Source organism: Microbacterium esteraromaticum (assembly GCF_014084045.1).
GTDB classification, from domain to species: domain Bacteria; phylum Actinomycetota; class Actinomycetes; order Actinomycetales; family Microbacteriaceae; genus Microbacterium; species Microbacterium esteraromaticum_D.
In genome coordinates, this window is record NZ_CP043732.1 from 2,932,042 (window position 1) to 2,950,102 (window position 18,061).

Annotated in this window: 17 protein-coding genes; 1 reads left to right on the forward strand and 16 read right to left on the reverse strand. The window is 68.4% G+C overall.

The features are described from left to right. Nucleotides 1-11 precede the first annotated feature (11 nt). The 6 genes from FVO59_RS14065 to efp form a co-directional block, all read right to left on the reverse strand. A complete protein-coding gene (locus FVO59_RS14065; protein WP_182253183.1) occupies nucleotides 12-971 on the reverse strand; it encodes an aspartate carbamoyltransferase catalytic subunit in 960 nt (319 codons plus the stop codon). Next, nucleotides 968-1,498 carry a bifunctional pyr operon transcriptional regulator/uracil phosphoribosyltransferase PyrR gene (pyrR, locus tag FVO59_RS14070; RefSeq protein WP_182253184.1) on the reverse strand — a complete coding sequence of 177 codons (531 nt, stop codon included), beginning with the start codon at nucleotides 1,496-1,498 and terminating at the stop codon, nucleotides 968-970. Before pyrR ends, FVO59_RS14065 begins: the two co-directional genes overlap by 4 nt. Nucleotides 1,499-1,609: 111 nt before the next feature. Next, on the reverse strand, nucleotides 1,610-3,181 hold the full coding sequence (locus tag FVO59_RS14075; protein ID WP_182253185.1) for a Rieske 2Fe-2S domain-containing protein: 1,572 nt from the start codon (nucleotides 3,179-3,181) through the stop codon (nucleotides 1,610-1,612). A gap of 97 nt (nucleotides 3,182-3,278) precedes the next feature. Beyond that, complete coding sequence (locus FVO59_RS14080; RefSeq protein WP_259363261.1) at nucleotides 3,279-6,590, reverse strand: DEAD/DEAH box helicase; 3,312 nt, start codon at nucleotides 6,588-6,590, stop codon at nucleotides 3,279-3,281. 50 nt (nucleotides 6,591-6,640) lie between these two features. Continuing rightward, nucleotides 6,641-7,051, reverse strand: a complete 411-nt coding sequence (nusB, locus tag FVO59_RS14085) for a transcription antitermination factor NusB (protein WP_182253186.1) — start codon at nucleotides 7,049-7,051, stop codon at nucleotides 6,641-6,643. Between the two features lie 2 nt (nucleotides 7,052-7,053). Continuing rightward, a complete protein-coding gene (gene efp, locus FVO59_RS14090; RefSeq protein WP_182253187.1) occupies nucleotides 7,054-7,617 on the reverse strand; it encodes an elongation factor P in 564 nt (187 codons plus the stop codon). A gap of 207 nt (nucleotides 7,618-7,824) precedes the next feature. Between efp and FVO59_RS14095 the strand changes: the two genes are divergently transcribed. Continuing rightward, nucleotides 7,825-8,427 (forward strand): hypothetical protein, encoded by a 603-nt coding sequence (locus FVO59_RS14095; RefSeq protein WP_182253188.1) that lies wholly within the window; start codon nucleotides 7,825-7,827, stop codon nucleotides 8,425-8,427. 6 nt (nucleotides 8,428-8,433) lie between these two features. On the opposite strand, the gene FVO59_RS14100 is transcribed toward FVO59_RS14095, so the two are convergent. The 10 genes from FVO59_RS14100 to rpsD all read right to left on the reverse strand — a co-directional run bounded on the left by FVO59_RS14100 (nucleotide 8,434) and on the right by rpsD (nucleotide 18,046). Next, a complete protein-coding gene (locus FVO59_RS14100; protein WP_182253189.1) occupies nucleotides 8,434-8,874 on the reverse strand; it encodes a type II 3-dehydroquinate dehydratase in 441 nt (146 codons plus the stop codon). Beyond that, nucleotides 8,871-9,950: a 3-dehydroquinate synthase gene (gene aroB, locus FVO59_RS14105; protein ID WP_182253190.1), complete on the reverse strand. Its 1,080-nt coding sequence runs from the start codon at nucleotides 9,948-9,950 to the stop codon at nucleotides 8,871-8,873. Before aroB ends, FVO59_RS14100 begins: the two co-directional genes overlap by 4 nt. Then, nucleotides 9,947-10,468, reverse strand: coding sequence for a shikimate kinase (locus tag FVO59_RS14110; protein WP_182253191.1), 522 nt, complete (start codon nucleotides 10,466-10,468; stop codon nucleotides 9,947-9,949). The genes aroB and FVO59_RS14110 overlap by 4 nt, the downstream gene beginning before the upstream one ends. After that, nucleotides 10,455-11,684 carry a chorismate synthase gene (gene aroC, locus FVO59_RS14115; protein ID WP_182253192.1) on the reverse strand — a complete coding sequence of 410 codons (1,230 nt, stop codon included), beginning with the start codon at nucleotides 11,682-11,684 and terminating at the stop codon, nucleotides 10,455-10,457. Before aroC ends, FVO59_RS14110 begins: the two co-directional genes overlap by 14 nt. Nucleotides 11,685-11,688: 4 nt before the next feature. Continuing rightward, entirely contained in the window at nucleotides 11,689-12,513 is an 825-nt protein-coding gene (locus FVO59_RS14120; RefSeq protein ID WP_182253193.1) for a shikimate dehydrogenase family protein, read from the reverse strand. Between the two features lies 1 nt (nucleotide 12,514). After that, nucleotides 12,515-13,969 (reverse strand): endolytic transglycosylase MltG, encoded by a 1,455-nt coding sequence (gene mltG, locus FVO59_RS14125; protein WP_182253194.1) that lies wholly within the window; start codon nucleotides 13,967-13,969, stop codon nucleotides 12,515-12,517. Next, nucleotides 13,962-14,444: a Holliday junction resolvase RuvX gene (ruvX, locus tag FVO59_RS14130; RefSeq protein ID WP_182253195.1), complete on the reverse strand. Its 483-nt coding sequence runs from the start codon at nucleotides 14,442-14,444 to the stop codon at nucleotides 13,962-13,964. Before ruvX ends, mltG begins: the two co-directional genes overlap by 8 nt. Further along, complete coding sequence (alaS, locus tag FVO59_RS14135) at nucleotides 14,441-17,101, reverse strand: alanine--tRNA ligase (protein WP_182253196.1); 2,661 nt, start codon at nucleotides 17,099-17,101, stop codon at nucleotides 14,441-14,443. The genes ruvX and alaS overlap by 4 nt, the downstream gene beginning before the upstream one ends. A gap of 64 nt (nucleotides 17,102-17,165) precedes the next feature. After that, nucleotides 17,166-17,354, reverse strand: coding sequence for a hypothetical protein (locus FVO59_RS14140; RefSeq protein WP_182253197.1), 189 nt, complete (start codon nucleotides 17,352-17,354; stop codon nucleotides 17,166-17,168). A 62-nt stretch (nucleotides 17,355-17,416) separates the two neighbouring features. Further along, nucleotides 17,417-18,046: a 30S ribosomal protein S4 gene (rpsD, locus tag FVO59_RS14145; protein WP_182253198.1), complete on the reverse strand. Its 630-nt coding sequence runs from the start codon at nucleotides 18,044-18,046 to the stop codon at nucleotides 17,417-17,419. Between the last annotated feature and the right edge of the window lie 15 nt (nucleotides 18,047-18,061).

Here is an 18,061-nt window from a genome sequence, read left to right on the forward strand (position 1 = left end):
TCTGGCTCACTTCACTTCCCCTCTTCGTCGTTGCGCTCGCCTGCCAGCAGCAGATAGAGCACGGCCATGCGCACCGAGACCCCGTTGGTGACTTGCTCCAGGACTGTGGAGCGCGGGGAGTCGGCTGCTTCGGATGAGATCTCGAGCCCGCGGTTCATCGGCCCCGGGTGCATCACGATGCTATCGTCCGGCAGGGTCGCCGAGCGGACGGCGTCCAGACCCCATAGCCGGGAATACTCCCGCTCAGTGGGGAAATACGCGGCGTGCATGCGCTCGGCCTGAATACGCAGCATCATGACGGCGTCCGGTCCCTCGGCGAGGGCGGCATCGAGGTCGTAGAGCACGCGCACCGGCCACTGGGTGACGTTCTGGGGCACGAGCGTGGGCGGAGTCACGAGTGTGACGTCTGCACCGAGCAGCGAGAGCAGCCACACGTTCGAGCGGGCGACCCGCGAGTGCAGAACGTCGCCGACGATGACGACGCGAAGCCCGGAGAGATCGTGTCCGCGGCTGTCCTGGCCGTAGCGGCGCTTGCGGATCGTGAACGCATCGAGCAGAGCCTGAGTGGGATGCTCGTGCGTGCCGTCGCCCGCATTGACGACGCCGGCCGAGATCCAGCCGCTGGTCGCGAGGGTGCGAGGTGCACCGGATGCCGAATGGCGCACGACCACGGCGTCCGCCCCCATCGCCTGCAGCGTCTGGGCTGTGTCCTTCAGGCTCTCGCCCTTCGAGACGCTGGAGCCCTTGGCGGCGAAGTTGATCACGTCGGCGGAGAGGCGCTTCGCGGCCGCCTCGAACGAGATGCGCGTGCGGGTGGAGTCCTCGAAGAAGAGGTTCACCACGGTCTTGCCGAGCAGCGTGGGGAGCTTCTTGACCTCGCGCGACTGCGTGTCGGCCATGTCCTCGGCGACGTCGAGGATGCGCAGCGCCTGCTCGCGGTCGAGCGTGCGGGTGTCGAGCAGGTGCCTCATGATTCGATCGTCACCTCGTCAGCGCCGTCGAGTTCGCGCAGGCGCACGTTGACGCGCTCCGCGCGTGATGAGGGGATGTTCTTCCCCACGAAGTCGGGGCGGATGGGAAGCTCGCGGTGTCCGCGGTCTACGAGGATCGCGAGGCGCACCACAGAGGGGCGTCCGATCGACTGCAGGGCGTCGAGCGCGGCACGGATGCTGCGGCCCGAGAACAGCACGTCGTCGACGAGCACCACCGTCTTGCCGTCGATGCCTCCGGCGGGGATCTCGGTGCGCTTCGGTGCGCGCGTCGGATGCTTCGACAGGTCGTCGCGGAACAGCGTGATGTCGAGCGAGCCGACCGGGATCTCGGTCTCGGCGATGCCGGAGATGATCGGACCGAGCCGCTCGGCGAGCGTCACTCCCCTGGTCGGGATGCCGAGGAGCACCAGCCCGTCGGCGCCTCGGTTGGACTCGAGGATCTCATGGGCGATGCGCGTCAGAGCGCGCGTGATATCGGCTTCGTGCAGCACTGTTCGTGCAGTCATCGGCCACTTCCCTTCTCCGCCTCTCTGGACGGGCTTAAAGGTTCGGTGATGTTCCCGAGTCTACCGATTCACCGCACGCCACGGTGGTATACCAGCGGGCGGGCGGTCACGTCAGGCGCCGAGGCGCAGTGCCTCATCGGTGACGGGGCAGCGCTCGGCGCGGATCGGGTGGCCCGTCGTCGTCAAGCACTTGCCGGTCGCGAGATCCCACTTCCAGTCGTGCATCGAGCAGGTCAGGACCCCGTCCTCGATCTTTCCGGTACGAGTGAGGTCGGCCCGCAGGTGCGGGCACCGACGCTGCACGACCCAGTCGCCGATCTCGGCGTCCTCGGTCTGATCGGTCTGCTCCTGATACCAGTTCTCCACGTACTCGATCCGGTCGACGGAGAGGCACTTGAGGAAGGTCGTGAGGAACTCGTTGAACTTGCCGCTGCGCCCGACAGAGAACTGCATCGACAGAAAGATCGAGTTCGACCAGTCGATCTCATGGTCGCGGATGTTCGTCGACACGAGGTCTGCGGGGATCGTGTACCAGTAGATGCACTCCTCCCCTGCGTACTCGCGCACCTTCGCCTTCGGGAAGTCGACGACCATGTCGAGCTCGCCGATCCTGAAGCGCACGTTGCCTCCGACGCCGAGGCGGATCGTGCGCGACTTCTTCAGCAGCGGCTCCCACCACTCCTTGATGGCGGCGAGCATCTCGGCCGGCGGGATCACCTCTGCGCGGGTCGCCTCCTCGTCGATGATCTCCTGCTGACGCGACGCCCGCTGCTCCTCGAGGTACTCCCACTTCTCGTCGAAGATGTGGTCGATCTCAGCCGGCGAGTACAGACTCTGCGAGACGGTCAGCTCGCCGTGGTTCAGCTCGACGACGGTGCCGGGGATGAAGAGGTGGCCGTCGTACTGGGGCGCCAGCTCCTTCATGTGCGCCAGGAACTCCTTCTGATCCGTGAAGATCGAGTCGTCGTCCCGGCCCTTGCCGTTGTATTTGAACAGCTCGTCGCGCAGGAACATCGGCGGGCCCGCCATCGGGAAGACGTGCGGGGCGTCGACCTTCTCGATGTAGTACATGGCTCGCTTGTTCTGCGCGTCGCGCTTGAGCCCTGCGAACTTCTGCTTCGCGTCCTGGGGCAGGTCGTACACCATGGGCCACCAGATGGCGCCGGAGACCTGTGTGAAGTAGGCCTCGGGCTTGCCGAACGACAGCAGCGCCTCGAGGTCGAGGGGGTGCGAGTCGTTCTGATTGAGGATGGATGCCGTTCCGTCGTCGACGCTGAGGGACGAGTCGCCGATGGGGCCGTCGCTCGGCGCGCGCAGCGGCGTGATCATGATCTTCAGCTCGCCGCGCTCGATCACCTGACCGGCGGGCGCATAGGTGATGTTGTTGTAGCCGAGTTTGCGGATGTCGACCTCGAGGTCGTCGGTGACGTACTCGGGCAGCAGCACCTCGATGTCCTTCGAGATGTACTTCTCGAGCAGCTTCGGGTCGAAGTGGTCACGGTGCCGGTGCGAGATGTACAGGAAGTCGGCCTCGCGACCGAGGCGCTCCCAGTCGAGACCGCGGTTGTCGGGGAACGGGAACCAGGATCCGTAGAACGAAGGACCGAGAACGGGGTCGCAGATGATGTTCCCGCCGACCGTCTCGATGAACATCCCGGCATGGCCGAGTCCCGTGATCCGCATGTCTCTCCTCTGGCTTGGACAGCGTCGATTCTATCGAGCGCATGCTGTGCACGGCCGGTGACCGGCCGTGCTTAACCGGATCGCAGCGCGGTCGAGGTCAGGTCTCCAGCAGTCCGCGGATGTCGTCGGCCGTCAGCGCCTGTGCGAACAGCGCCTCATCGTCCATCACCGCGGTGAACAGTCGCGCCTTGCGCTGCTGGAGGGCGAGCACCTTCTCCTCGATGGTCCCGGCCGCTATCAGCCGGTAGACGAAGACCCGCTGCGTCTGCCCGATGCGGTGGGTGCGGTCGATCGCCTGCGCCTCGGCCGCCGGGTTCCACCACGGATCGAGCAGGAAGACGTAGTCCGCCTCGGTGAGAGTGAGTCCGAATCCTCCCGCCTTGAGGCTGATCAGGAACACAGGAGCGTCTCCGGAGCGGAACGCGTCGATCACCTCCTCCCTCCGCCTGGTGGAGCCGTCCAGGTGCTCGTATGCGATGCCGGCCCGGCCGAGGCGCTCTGCCGCCATCTCGAGGTACGACGTGAACTGGCTGAACACCAGCGCACGATGCCCCTCGGCCCGCAGCTCCTGCACGTGCTCGAGCAGGACGTCGAGCTTCGCGGAGGTCGCATCATCGGCATCCGGATCGATCAGCCGCGGAGCGAGCGCGAGCATCCGCAGCATGGTGAGCGAGCGGAACACGATGAAGCGGTTGCGATCGAGGTCGGCCAGCAGGCCGAGCACCTTCTGTCGCTCGCGCTGCAGGACCGTGTCGTAGACGGCCCGATGGGCCGGGCTCAGATCCACGAACAGCTCCTGCACCTGCTTCTCGGGAAGATCGCCGGCGACGAGCTCCTTCGTGCGCCGCAGCATCAGAGGGCGGATGCGGTGGCGCAGCCGTTCGAGTCGCCGCTGACGGTATGGGCCGCCCTCCTCGTTCTCGGGCACCTTGCCCTGCTCGATGGGCTGCACGTACTCCTCGCGGAACCGGCGCTGCGATGGGAACAGGCCGGGCGCGGTCAGTGAGAACAGGGCCCACAGGTCGGTGAGGCTGTTCTCGAGCGGTGTTCCGGTGACGGCGATCTTGACGACCGAGCGGAGCTTCCCGACGGCCTGGTGCACCTTCGTCGCGGGATTCTTCGCGAACTGCGCCTCGTCGACGATGACACCGGCCCAGTCGAGGGCCTGGTACTCATCGGCATCCAGTCTCAGCAATGTGTACGAGGTGACGATGATGTCGGCATCAGCCGCCATCGCCTCGATCTCGTCAGCGCGCCGCGATCCCGTGCCCTCGACGACGCGTACGCGAAGGCGGGGAGTGAATCGGCTCGCCTCACTGCGCCAGGTGCCGAGCACCGAGGTCGGTGCGATCACGAGGAAGGGCCGCTCCTCCCCCGCCTCGACGGCGTGGGCGATGAGGGACAGCAGCTGCAGGGTCTTGCCGAGGCCCATGTCGTCGGCGAGGATGCCGCCGAGCCTGTGCTGCCAGAGGAACGCGAGCCAGTCGAGTCCCTGCTGCTGGTACGGGCGCAGCTGCGCCTTCAGCCCCGCGGGCGGGGCGGTGGCAGGCACACGTTCGATTCCGCGGAGTCCTTCCGCCGTCGCCCGCCAGCCGACGGCCTGCTCGAATTCGTCGGCGAGGTCCTCGAAGTCCTCCCAGAGAGCCGTCTGATAGCGGCTGATTCGCGGTCCGGTCTCCCACTCGGTGAGTGCGCCGGCCTCGTCGATGAGCTCCCGCAGCTGCTGCAGCGCGGGGTGCGCGAGTGAGAAGTACGTGCCGTCCACCAGCATCAGCTTCGTGCGCCGCATGCTCAGCGCGGTGAACAGCGGTGTGAAGGGGATCGAGTGCCCTTCGATCTTCACGAGCACGCCGAGGTCGAACCAGTCCGGGTCGCTCGACTCGACCGTCGACACCGAGATCTCGGGCGCTCCGGTGAGCTCGCGGTATCTCTTGCGTCGCCCCGTGACGACGACCTTCACATCCGCGCCCTCGAAGACGGGCAGAACGTGGGCCGCCCATTCCGCTGCGGCGAGCTGCTCGAGCTCGGCCTGATGGCGGAAGGGCTCGCTGCTCGCCGACGCCCAGAGCGCCTCGATCTCGCGTGAGCGCCGCTGCTCGGCATCCGCGTCACGGAAAGGCGCGCCCGCGGTGCTGAACGAGACCGTGCCGTGCCCCGAGTACTCCCACTCGAACCGGTAGTCGATGCGGTGGCCGCTTCGGAACGACACGCGAAGCAGCGGCTCGGGCGCGACGAGAGACGGCAGGGCGAGGTGCTCCGGCGCCGAGACGGCGGTCTGACGAGCGAGCGCCGGGTACGCCTCGGCGAGGAATCCCTGCCTGTCATCCTCCGGCACGTCGATCGGAGCGGCCGCGTTGAGGGCGCTCAGCACCGCCGGCGCGAGTCCCACTCGCGCGATGGTCACGTCGATGCCTGCGCCGACGAGCTGCCAGCGATAGACGCCGATCCGGCCGATCGGGCGAAGTGACGCCGCCGCCGCGGGCTGGCCGTCGATCATCGCATCGACGCTGACGGAGAGCCCTCCGCCCTCGGCCGGATCGATGCGAAGGCCGATCTGCGCGGCGCCGGCGAGAGCAACCGTCGTGTGCTTCTGCGTCGGGATCATGGGGATGCCGAGGCCTGGCAGTGCATCGAGATGCTGCCAGAGCAACGGCGTCTCGACCCGGTCGAGCGCGATCCAGTCGCCGGCCGTGCCCGAGAGCAGCGAGTCGCGCGCGATGTTGAGGAAGTCGGTGAACCAGCGAGCGTGATCAGGGTCGAAGCGTCCCGACGAGCGCCTCACCGTGTCCCAGCTGGCGTCGCCCTGGATCCATCTGCCGGTGGACGCGCTGCGCATCAGCGGGCGCACGACCAGCAGCAGCTCACCGTGGTCTCCCGCGAGATCGCGCGGCGTCGCGGCCTGCAGCGCGGCCGGACCCCAGCGATCGAAGGATCGATCCGGACGCACGCGCAACTCGACACCGACCGCGAGCGGCTGGGCGTCGGCAGGTGTCCGGGGTGGATTCAGCAGCGCACGCCAGGCGGGCGGGGGCACGGGGCGGGCGAAGGCGCCGAACTGCTCCCACGGCTCACGGGGCGGTGGAGGGGCGACGGCGGGCTGCGTCCGCGCGGGAGTCACGATCTCGACGCTCTCGGCGGGACCGACGATGACCGCAGCGATCACGTGCTTGCACGCGGTCGCGACAGGACACGAGCAGCTGGACGACATGAGGCGCAGACCGTCGAAGCGGATGCGGCAGCGGTACGGCGCGCGTTCGCTTCCGAAGACCTCGGCGGTCAGCGTCTGCGTCGCGGGCTCCCACCGGGCGACGGCGACGCGACCGCGACGCGCGTAGTCGACCCCGCGCTCATACCCGCCGTCCCCTGCGAGAGCGCGCAGCGCGGAGGCGGTGGGACGGGGAGAGCTCATGACGGCATCCTCCCCGTCACCACCGACATGCTCGTCGTGGCGTGGTCCGATCAGATGGAGCGCGCGATGCGTGCGAGCACGCCGTGCACGAAGGCGCCGGAGTCCTCGGTGGAGAGCTCCTTGGCGAGCTCCACCGCCTCATCGATCGCGACCGCAGTCGGGACCTCGTCGTTGTAGACGATCTCCCATGTGCCGATGCGCAGCAGGGCGCGGTCGACGGCCGGCATCCGGTCGAGCTTCCAGTCGTTGCTGTGCGTCGTGATGTGCTCGTCGATCTCATCGCGGTTGTCGATGATGCCGTCGACGATGTCGCGGGCGTACAGCCACGAGGCCTCGCGAGCCGGCTCGCTGGCCGCTCGCTTGGCGGCCGCGGCGAGCACGACCGTGAGCTCCTCGCCGCGCACGTCGGCGGAGAAGAGGATGTCGAGGGCGCGCTTGCGCGCCTTGGTGCGGGCGCTCAAGGTCAGTCGTTGACGCGGCCGAGGTAGTCGCCCGTGCGGGTGTCGACCTTGACCTTGGTTCCGGTCTCGAGGAAGAGCGGCACCTGGATCTCGTAGCCGGTCTCGAGCGTCGCGGGCTTGGTGCCGGCCGACGAGCGGTCGCCCTGCAGGCCGGGCTCGGTGTAGGTGACCTCGAGCACCACCGAAGCAGGAAGCTCGATGTAGAGGGGGTTGCCGTTGTTCAGCGCGATCTGAACCTGCTGGTTCTCGAGCATGAAGTTGGCGGCATCCCCGACCGTGGCGGACGACACGTTGATCTGGTCGTAGTCCTCCTGGTCCATGAAGACGAAGCTGTCGCCGTCGGTGTACAGGTAGGTGAAGTCACGGCGGTCGACGTTCTCGATCTCGATCTTCGTGCCGGCGTTGTAGGTCTTGTCGACGGTCTTGCCCGTGACGACGTTCTTCAGCTTGGTGCGCACGAACGCGCCGCCCTTGCCTGGCTTGACGTGCTGGAACTCCACGACGCTCCAGAGCTGTCCGTCGATCTTGATGACGACGCCGTTCTTGATGTCTGCGGTGGATGCCATGGTGATGCAGGTCCGTTCGTTCAGAAGTTCGGAGGGCCGGGCGCGGGTGCGCGCAGAAAAGCGGCCGAGAAGCGATTCTATCGGATGCCCCGGATCGGACGACTCGGTGTGGGTGGCGGCACGGCTGATCACCACGATCGCGCAGAGCGGCCGATCGAACATGCCCGCCTCTGTACACGCCGACGATCGGCATGGTCAACTGGCCGCGTGAGCTTCTTCCCGCCTGACCCTCCGATGCCCGAGCCCGATGAGACGGAGCCGTCCCAGCCGAGATGGTGGCAGGCTCCCCAAGACGAGCTGCCGACGATGATCCCCGTGTCCGGGATTCTCGCCGCCACGGATCACGCATCGATCGCCCTCGCAGGCGTCGCGGTCTACACCGACGGCATCGAGATCCGCATCGAACGGCGCCTTCGTCGTCTCGGCATCCCGGTCAGGGACTGGAATGAACTGACGGGCGCATTCATGGATCACCTGCCCTACGGCTCGGCCGACCCTGCCGGGCGGCTGCGCTTCGGTGTCGTGCTGGCGGACGGAACGAAGGTGACCGACGCATCGCCCTTCTTCGGCGGAGACCCGATGGCCGAGCCTCAGGGACACATGCTCACCAGACGCGAACAGGGCGGCAGCGGAGGCCCGCACACGTACTCGTCGGCGGATCACCTGTGGCTGTGGCCGCTGCCGCCCGCGGGACCGATCGACCTGGTCATGCAGTGGCCGGCGTTCGGCATCGGCGAGACGCAGGTGAGCGTCGATGTGAGCACGGCGCCCGAGCTGAGCCATCGAGCTCGTCGCTTCTGGACTGACTGAGCCGGTTCAGAGCAGCGCTGCCAGCTCCCGCACGGCCCGCGCGTAGCCCTCCACCCCCTGGCCGACGACGCGCACTGAGGCGACGTCGTCGAGATAGGAGAAGTGCCGGAACTCCTCGCGCGCGTAGACGTCTGAGATGTGCACCTCGGCGAACGGCAGGCCTACGCCGGTCAGGGCGTCCCGCAGCGAGACCGAGGTGTGTGTGAGACCCCCCGGATTGATGATGATCGCGGCGCAGTCCTCGCGGGCGGCATGGATGGCGTCGATCAGCACGCCCTCGTGATTGCTCTGCAGAGCGCGCAGCTCGTACCCGACCTCCGCGGCCGCCGATGCGGTGAGCTGTTCGACGTCGGCCAGTGTCGCCGTGCCGTACACGTCGGGCTCCCGAGTGCCGAGCAGGTTGAGGTTGGGGCCGTTCAGCAGCATCATGCGGCGCGGCTCGGTCATCCTGCGATCTCCTGGTACGCCGCGAACATCAGCGACTCGTCCGGCGCCTGCACCACCGTGGGCTTGGCGATGTCGTCGAGCAGGATGAAGCGCAGCATTCCGCCTCGCGCCTTCTTGTCGCGCTGCATCGTGGCGAGCAGCTGCTGCCACGCACCTGCGCGGTAGGTGGTCGGCAGGCCGAGCGACTCGAGCACCGAGCGGTGCCGATCAGCGCCGGCATCCGGAAGCCGACCGGCCAGACGCGACAGCTCGGCGGCGTACATCATGCCGATCGCGATCGCCGCGCCGTGTCGCCACTGGTAGCGCTCGGCGTGCTCGATGGCGTGACCGAGGGTGTGACCGTAGTTGAGGATCTCGCGCAGCCCGGCCTCCCGGAAGTCGTCGGAGACCACCTTCGCCTTCATCTCGACCGCGAGCTCGACGGTTCGACGGAACTCGTCGGTGGACGGGTCGACGGCGCGCTCCGGCGATGCCTCGACGATGTCGAGGATCTCGGGCGCCCAGATGAAGCCGGCCTTGACGACCTCCGCGTACCCCGCGGTCGCCTCATTGGCGCTCAGGCTCTGCAGTTCGTCGAGATCGCCGATCACCGCGCGCGGAGCCCAGAACGCGCCGACCATGTTCTTGCCCTCAGCCGTGTTCACGCCGGTCTTGCCACCCACGGCGGCATCGACGAGACCCAGGACGGTGGTGGGCACCTGGACGACCTGCACGCCGCGCAGCCAGGTCGCGGCCACGAATCCGGCGACATCGGTCACCGACCCGCCGCCGTAGCCGATCACCGCGTCGGTGCGGGTGAAGTCGGCCTGTCCCATGACCTGCCAGCAGAACGCGGCGACCTCGATGCGCTTGCCCGCCTCTGCATCGGGGATCTCGGCCAGCAGCACGTCGATGCCGCCCTCCGACATCAGCCGCTCGCGCAGCTCTGCGGCGCGTTTCGCCAGCGTCGGCGGGTGCACGACCAGCACCTTTCGCACGGCGGGGTCGAGAGCGGCCTGCACGCGATCGAGGATCCCGCGTCCCACGGTGATGTCGTATGCGGTCTGCCCCGAGACGCTGATTGTGGTCGTGGTCATTGCTGCTTCCTCCTCCAGGCGGCGATCTGCTCCGCCAGCGCGCGCATGGGTCTGCGCGATGTGTCCACGGTCAGGTCGGCGACCTCCTCGTACCAGCCGCGTCGCTGCTCGAAGATGTTCCTCCACCGTTCCACGGGGTTCTCCTCCCCTGCGAGCAGCGGGCGTCCGGCGCCGCCGATGCGCCGTTCGACCGCCTCCGCCGAGACGGTGAGGAAGACGACGGGGTGACGATGGAGCAGCGCGCGGGTGCCCGCGTCGATCACTGCTCCCCCACCGAGCGAGATCACGCCGCCCTCCGCGACGGCCGTCGCGACGGCGTCGCGCTCGAGCTCTCGGAAATGCTGCTCGCCGCGCGAGGCGAAGATCTCGGGGATCGGACCGTGCGCCGCAGCGATGCGCTTGTCGGTGTCGGTGAACGGCACGTCGAGCATACGGGCGACCTTGCGACCGACGCTGGTCTTGCCCGCGGCCATCGGGCCGACCAGCACAAGGGTCAGCGGAGGTTCAGACGAGCTCATCATGCGCGAGCAGCGCCGCCTCGGATGCCGGTGCCGTGCGCAGCGTCTCCGGGATCGCCGCGAGGTAGGACTCGAGGTTGCGCCGCGTCTCGCCGATGCTGTCGCCGCCGAACTTCTCGAGCAGTGAGTTCGCGAGTTCGATCGCGACCATCGCCTCGGCGACCACGCCTGCGGCGGGAACGGCGCAGACGTCGGAGCGCTGGTGGTGGGCGGTGGCGGCCTCACCCGATGCCACGTCGACGGTGCGCAGCGCACGGGGCACGGTTGCGATCGGCTTCATTCCGGCGCGGACACGGAGCACCGTGCCGGTGCTCATGCCGCCTTCGATGCCGCCGGCGCGGTCGGAGGCCCGGGTGATGCCCTCGTCGGAGGCGAACAGCTCATCGTGAGCGGCCGAGCCGCGTCGCCGTGTCGTCTCGAACCCGTCGCCGACCTCGACGCCCTTGATCGCCTGGATGCTCATCAGCGCCTGCGCGAGACGGCCGTCGAGCCGGCGATCCCAGTGCACGTGCGAGCCGACCCCGGGAGGCAGTCCGTATGCGAGCACCTCGACGATGCCGCCGAGCGTGTCGCCGTCCTTGCGGGCGGCGTCCACCTCCTCCACCATGCGAGCCGACGTCTCGGCGTCGAAGCATCGCAGCGGGTCGGCGTCGAGTGCGTCGACGTCGTCGGGAGAGGGCAGCGGGGCGTCGTCGGGAGCCTGCACCGGTCCGATCGAGAGGGTATGGCTGACGAGCCGGATGCCGAGCTCGGAGAGGAACGAACGGGCGACGGCGCCGAGGGCGACGCGGGCGGCGGTCTCCCTGGCGCTCGCGCGCTCGAGAATGGGCCGCGCCTCGTCGAAGTCGTACTTCTGCATCCCGACGAGATCGGCGTGACCGGGACGCGGACGGGTGAGCGCCGCTCCCCTGCCGCGGGACTTCTCGGTCAGCTCGGCAGGAGCCGCGCTCATCACCTCGGTCCACTTCGGCCACTCGGTGTTCCCGATCCGCAGTGCGATGGGGCTGCCGAGGGTGATGCCGTGGCGCACGCCGCTCGAGATGGTGAGCTCGTCCTGCTCGAACTTCATGCGCGAGCCGCGGCCGTAGCCGAGTTTGCGGCGCTGGAGGTCGGCCTGGATGGCCTCGGCCGTGACCGTCACACCGGAGGGCAGGCCCTCCACGATGGCGATGAGTTCGGGGCCGTGCGATTCGCCGGCAGTGAGCACGCGGAGCATTGCTCTAGTCTTCCATGCTCGCCGACCGCATGATGTCGACTGTGACGGCCTCATCCGGCAGTCGGCGGTGCTGGTCGCCGAAGCGGAAGATGCGGATCTGGCGCACGGCCTGGAACAGCAGCATCTCGAAGCCGGAGATGACGTTGGCGGAGGGCCACACCGCCGCCAGAGCCGACGGCCAGGGCGCATAGGCTGCCTCGAAGAGCGTGCCGCCGACAGCGGCGAGAGGCGCGGCGATGGCGGTGTCGAGCACGGTGCCGCTGGGCAGCGTCGCGACCGTCACATCGACGTCGGATGCCGCGGTGGCGAAGTCCGCTACGGTAAGTCGTACCCCGACCGCCCGTGCGATCGGACGCAGGCGCTCGATGGCTTCGGGTCGTCGTGCGCGCACCTCGACCTCTGCGGCACCGAGATCGCTCAGGGCGACGAGAGCGGAAGCCGCAGTCGCGCCAGCCCCGAGGATGCGGGCGACCCCGACGGAGGTCACGCCGGCGTGGCTGAACGCGTCGACGATCCCGCCCACGTCGGTGTTGAACCCACGCAGGGTGTCGCCGAGCAGCAGCGTGTTCACCGCGCCCGTGAGTGCCGCATGGCGGTCGAGGTCATGTGCTGCATCGTGCGCGGCTTCTTTGAGGGGCATCGTCAGCGACAGCCCGCGCCAGGAGTCGTCGAGGGAGCGAAGGGCGGTGCCGAAGCCGGTACGGTCGACTCGGCGGCGGTCGTAGGTCCACTCCAGCCCCAGATGACGATAGGCGGCCGTGTGCAGCTCCGGCGAGCGGCTGTGCCCGATCGGGTCGCCCCACACCGCGAGGCGCGTGCGTGCAGGCATGTCAGCAGCCCTTGTAGTCGGGATTCGCCGAGCACCACGCGCGCATCTTCTTGATGCCCTGCTGGTGCTCCTCGTACGTCTCCGAGAACTGGGTCTCGCCGGTCGCGAAATCGATCGTGACGAAGTAGAGCCACGGACCGTCGGCCGGGTGCATGGCCGCCGTGATCGCGGCATCGCCGGAGTTGGCGATCGGCGTGGCGGGCAATCCCGTGATGACATATGTGTTCCACGGATTGTCGTTGTGCTGCGCCTCCTCCGAGGTGCTCGCCTTGCCCGCGTGCAGCTCGCCGTAGCCGTACTGGGCGGTGGAGTCCATCTGCAGCATCATGCCGTCGGCGATGCGGTTCTCGATGACCCGCGACACCTTCGGGAAGTCGGCGGTGCGGGCCTCGCGTTCGATGATCGACGCGATCGTGAGCACGCGCTGCGCGTCGGCATCCGGCACACCCGCATCCGTGAGCGACTTGCGAGTGCGATCGACCATCGCCGCGATGACGTCCGTGGCGGACGCACCCGGATCGAACGTGTAGATCGCCGGGAACAGCCAGCCCTCGAGACTCGGGGCGTCGACGTCGTAGGCGGCGGGATCCTTCACCGCCGCCTCGAGCTCCTCCATGGGGATGCCCACGCCCTCCGCGATACGCGGAAGCGACGACTCGACCGTGCTTCCCTCGGCGATGCGCACGGTGTTGGCCATGCGGTTCTCGGGGTTCTCGAGAGCCTTCAGCGCCGCCGCGGCGGTCATCTTCTGCTGCAGCTTGTACACGCCGGGGTAGAAGGTGACGTTCGGCTCGTTCTCGATCAGGTAGTCGTAGAAGACGCGGTCCGTCTTGGTGACCTTGGCCTCGAACAGCGCGGTCGACACCGGCGAGCCTGTGTCGCCCTGCTTGATGGTCACGAAGGCCTCACCCGTCGCGATGCCGGCCTCGTAGTCCTTCGGCTCTCCCCAGCCCATGACGTCGCTGATCTTGTCGCCGTGCTGGCTCCATACCCATGCTCCCGCGGCCGTGATCCCGCCTCCGATGACGAGCAGGACGAGCAGCGCTATGAGGCATCCGCGTCCACGCCGCCTGCGTGGCACCTCGGTCGCCGCCTCGGGCGCGAACAGGCCCTCGAACGACCCGTGGTCCGGCTCATCCGGCGCCTCCGCGGTGAGGGATGTGTCGACCGGCGGTGTCACGGATGCCCCCGCCGACGGCTCCGGCTCGGCTGCGGGCTCGGCTGCCAGCGGCGACCGGGCGGCGTGGTCGTCCGCAGGCGACCCGGTGACGCCGGTGCCGTGCTGCGCCGGCTCGCGTCCCGTCGCTTCGCGGGCGGCCGCCTCGCGCAGCGCGCGGCGCGACCCTGGAGCCGGTTCGTCACGCGACTCGCGCTCGGGAAGCGGGGTGGACGCGGTGGGGACGTTGTCGAAGAAGTCCCCGAGCGAGTCGGACGTGCGGTCGTGCGGGTCAGACATCGCGCGGCGGCTCCTGAACGGCGGGGATCAATGCGCCGGCGGGGCGACCGGTGCTCTTCTCGGTGTCCACGGCGTGCTGCAACAGCACCACTGCGGCCACTTGATCGACAATGCTACGAGACTTCTTCTGAGATCGCCCCGAAGAGCGCAGGGCTGTGTGGGCGCTGACCGTGCTCAGCCGCTCGTCGACCATGCGGACGTCGAGACCGGACCGCCGCCGCAGATCCTCCGCGAACGCGCGCGCGTCGTCGGTCGAGGCGGTCTCCTCCCCGCGCATGTTCACGGGAAGGCCGACGACGAGCTCGATCGGCTCCCATTCGGCGACGATCTGCAGGATGCGATCGATCGACGTCTCCGACCGAGGCACCGTCTCCACCGGCACCGCGAGCATGCCGTCCGGGTCGCACCGAGACACCCCGATGCGCGCCTTGCCGACGTCGATTCCGAGGCGGGTCCCGCGACGGAACCCGCTCACGCTCCCGCGAGCTCCGAGACGATGGCCGACAGGGCGACGTCGAGCGCCGCCGCGTCGGTACCGCCGCCCTGGGCGACGTCGTCCTTGCCACCGCCGCCGCCGCCGAGCATCCCTGCGGCGATGCGCACCAGGGCTCCCGCCTTCGCGCCGACGGCACGGGCCGCATCATTGGTGGCGACGACGACGATCGGCCGTCCGCCCACGATGCCTCCGAATGCGACGACGGCGGCATCCGAGCCGAGCCGCTCGCGCACGCTGAGGGCGAGCGTCCGGATGTCGTCAGCCGAGCCGACCTCGCCCAGCGACGTGGATGCCACTCGGTAGCCGCCGACCTGCGACGCGGCTTCGACGAGAGCCGGTACACGGCCTTCGCGCTCCTTGGCCTCGAACTGCGCGATGCGCTTCTCGGCGGCCTTGAGGTTCGCCTGCAGCTCCTCGATGCGGGCGCCGAGCTGATCGCGCGGCGCCTTCAGCGCAGACGTCAGCTGCGATACGACCGTGCGCTCAGCGGCGAGCTCGCGGAACGCGTCCTGGCCGACGAGCGCCTCGATGCGGCGGTTCGATGCTCCCACCGATGACTCCCCGACCAGGCTCACGAGCCCGATCTCCGAGCTCGTCGACACGTGCGTGCCTGCGCAGAGCTCGCGCGACCACGGCCCTCCGATGTCGACCATGCGCACGACATCGCCGTACTTCTCGCCGAACAGCGCCATGGCGCCGGCCTCCTTGGCCTCGTCGAGCGAGACGATGCGGGTGGTCACCTCGAGGGCGTCGTTCACCGCGCGGTTGGTGATCTCCTCGATCTCGGAGCGGGTGTCGAGCGACAGCGGCTGCGACCAGGCGAAGTCGAATCGCATGTATCCGGCGCGGTTCAGCGATCCAGCCTGGGTGGCCGTCTTGCCGAGCGTGTCGCGCAGCGCGGCGTGCACGAGGTGAGTGGCGGAGTGAGCCTGCCGTGCGGCACGGCGGTTCGCGGCGTCCACGACGGTCGTCGCCCGGTCGTCGACCGCGACCGAGCCCGAGGCGACGTGCACGGTGTGGCTGATCAGCCCTGGTACCGGCCGCTGCACGTCGAGCACGTCCAGCTCGAAGCCGGTTCCGACGATCGTGCCCTTGTCCGCCACCTGCCCGCCCGACTCGGCGTACAGGGTGGTCTCGGCGAGGATCACCTCGGCGACCTGACCCTCCGATGCGGTCTGCGCAGGAGCACCGTCGACGATCAGTCCGAGCACTCTCGACTCGGTCTGAAGGTCGGTGTAGCCGGCGAAGCCTGTCTCGCCGAGTGCGCGGTACTCGCGGTACACCGACACGTCGGCGAGCTGACGCTTGCGATTGCGGGCGTCGGCCTTCGCGCGGTCGCGCTGCGCCTTCATCAGGGAGTCGAAGCCGGTGCGATCGACGTCGAGCCCAGCCTCCTCTGCCACCTCGAGCGTGAGGTCGATCGGGAAGCCGTAGGTGTCGTGCAGCAGGAAGGCCTCAGAGCCGCTGAGGGTCGAGCCCCCGGCCTTCTTCGTGTCGGCCAGCGCCAGGTCGAGGATGGTCGACCCCTGCGCGAGCGTGCGGCGGAAGGTCTCCTCCTCGGCGAACGCGGCCGACGACAGCGTCGACCAATCGCTCTCCAGCACCGGGTACGCCGACTTCATCGCATCCTTCGACACGGCGAACAGCTCGGGGAACGAGGGGGCGTCGACGCCGAGCAGGCGCATGGCCCGCACGGTGCGGCGCATCAGACGGCGCAGGATGTATCCGCGGCCCTCATTGGAGGGGCGCACGCCGTCGGAGAGAAGCATGAGAGAGGAGCGCACGTGGTCGGCGATGACACGGAAGCGCACGTCGTCCTCGTGCACGGCACCGTACTTCTTCCCGGACAGTTCGACGGCCCGGTCGAGCACAGGACGCACCTGGTCTGTCTCGTACATGTTCTCGACGCCCTGCTTGAGGAAGGCGACGCGCTCGAGCCCCATGCCTGTGTCGATGTTCTTCATCGGCAGCTCGCCGACGATGTCGAACTCCGTCTTGCTGCGGACGTTCTCGACGAACTCCTGCATGAACACGAGGTTCCAGATCTCGAGGAATCGCGAGTCGTCGACGGCGGGACCGCCGTCCTTCCCGTATGCGGGTCCACGGTCGAAGAAGATCTCCGAGTCTGGTCCTCCGGGGCCGGGCTGCCCGGTGTTCCAGTAGTTGTCGGCACGGCCGAGGCGCTGGATGCGCTCGGGCTTCAGCCCGATGATGTCCCGCCAGATGGCCTCGGCCTCGTCGTCGGTCTCGTAGACGGTGACCCACAGGTCCTTCTCGTCGAATCCGAGGCCGCCGTCGGCCTCGGACGAGGTGAGCAGCTCCCACGCGTAGCGGATCGCGCCTTCCTTGAAGTAGTCGCCGAACGACCAGTTGCCCAGCATCTGGAAGAAGGTGCCGTGACGCGCCGTGCGTCCGACCTCTTCGATGTCGTTCGTGCGGATGCACTTCTGCACGTCCGCGATCCGAGGGTGCGGGGCGGGGACCACACCCGTGAGGTACGGGATCATCGGCACCATGCCCGCGACGGTGAAGAGCAGCGACGGGTCGTCGCTGACCAGGGATGCTGAGGGGACGATCAGGTGGTCGTTCTTCTCGAAGTAGTCGAGGTAGCGCTGCGCGATCTCCGCAGTTTTCATAGAGCTCGTGGCATTCCTTGCGTAGGAGCGCCGCGTCGGAGCGCGCGGCGCGTGGGAGGCTGATTCAGTCGTCTGCGGGGTCGGACAGGCGGGCGTCCTGCTGCCGATACGCGTCGCCCATGATGGCGGTGACCTGCGACAGCCGCGCATCGAGGTCGGCGAAGATCTCCTGCCCGCGGGGGTCCTTGTTCATGAAGTGGGCGGCGACGAAACCGCCGATCACGCCGATCAGGAACCAGAGCAGATTCTTCATCGCTCCATCCTACGACGAGAGGCGCCGGGGAATCCCCGACGCCTCTCGTGCGGATGCTGATATCAGCGGGCTGCGTAGTACTCGACGACGAGCTGCACTTCACAGGTCACGGGGACCTCGACGCGCTTCGGACGACGGACCAGGCGGGCCTGCAGCTTGTCGAGCTCGACCTCGAGGTAGCCCGGAACCGGGGGCAGAACCTCGGCGTGACCGCCGGCCGCTGCGACCTGGAAGGGCTCGAGAGCCTCGGACTTGGCCTTGACGTGGATGAGCTGACCCGGCTTCACGCGGAACGACGGGCGGTCGACGAGCTGACCGTCGACGAGGATGTGACGGTGCACGACCAGCTGGCGAGCCTGCGCGGTGGTGCGGGCGAAGCCGGCACGCAGCACGAGGGCGTCGAGACGCATCTCGAGCAGCTCGACCAGGTTCTCACCGGTCAGGCCGTCCTTGCGGCGGGCCTCGTTGAACGCAATGCGCAGCTGCTTCTCGCGGATGCCGTACTGCTCGCGCAGACGCTGCTTCTCGCGCAGACGGACGGCGTAGTCGCTGTCGGCCTTGCGCTTGGTGCGGCCGTGCTCGCCCGGAGCGTAGGGACGCTTCTCGAGGTAGCGGGCGGCCTTCGGGGTGAGCGGGATTCCCAGCGCACGGCTGAGACGGACCTTGCGGCGGTCCTGGGACTTCGTGACCACGAAGTGTTCCTTCCG

Bases quoted from the DNA above. Each gene is read 5' to 3' on its own strand.
- FVO59_RS14065 (WP_182253183.1), bottom strand. From the start codon at position 971: ATGAGGCACCTGCTCGACACCCGCACGCTCGACCGCGAGCAGGCGCTG.
- pyrR (WP_182253184.1), bottom strand. From the start codon at position 1,498: ATGACTGCACGAACAGTGCTGCACGAAGCCGATATCACGCGCGCTCTG.
- FVO59_RS14075 (WP_182253185.1), bottom strand. From the start codon at position 3,181: ATGCGGATCACGGGACTCGGCCATGCCGGGATGTTCATCGAGACGGTC.
- FVO59_RS14080 (WP_259363261.1), bottom strand. From the start codon at position 6,590: ATGAGCTCTCCCCGTCCCACCGCCTCCGCGCTGCGCGCTCTCGCAGGG.
- efp (WP_182253187.1), bottom strand. From the start codon at position 7,617: ATGGCATCCACCGCAGACATCAAGAACGGCGTCGTCATCAAGATCGAC.
- FVO59_RS14100 (WP_182253189.1), bottom strand. From the start codon at position 8,874: ATGACCGAGCCGCGCCGCATGATGCTGCTGAACGGCCCCAACCTCAAC.
- aroB (WP_182253190.1), bottom strand. From the start codon at position 9,950: ATGACCACGACCACAATCAGCGTCTCGGGGCAGACCGCATACGACATC.
- FVO59_RS14110 (WP_182253191.1), bottom strand. From the start codon at position 10,468: ATGAGCTCGTCTGAACCTCCGCTGACCCTTGTGCTGGTCGGCCCGATG.
- aroC (WP_182253192.1), bottom strand. From the start codon at position 11,684: ATGCTCCGCGTGCTCACTGCCGGCGAATCGCACGGCCCCGAACTCATC.
- FVO59_RS14120 (WP_182253193.1), bottom strand. From the start codon at position 12,513: ATGCCTGCACGCACGCGCCTCGCGGTGTGGGGCGACCCGATCGGGCAC.
- mltG (WP_182253194.1), bottom strand. From the start codon at position 13,969: ATGTCTGACCCGCACGACCGCACGTCCGACTCGCTCGGGGACTTCTTC.
- alaS (WP_182253196.1), bottom strand. From the start codon at position 17,101: ATGAAAACTGCGGAGATCGCGCAGCGCTACCTCGACTACTTCGAGAAG.
- FVO59_RS14140 (WP_182253197.1), bottom strand. From the start codon at position 17,354: ATGAAGAATCTGCTCTGGTTCCTGATCGGCGTGATCGGCGGTTTCGTC.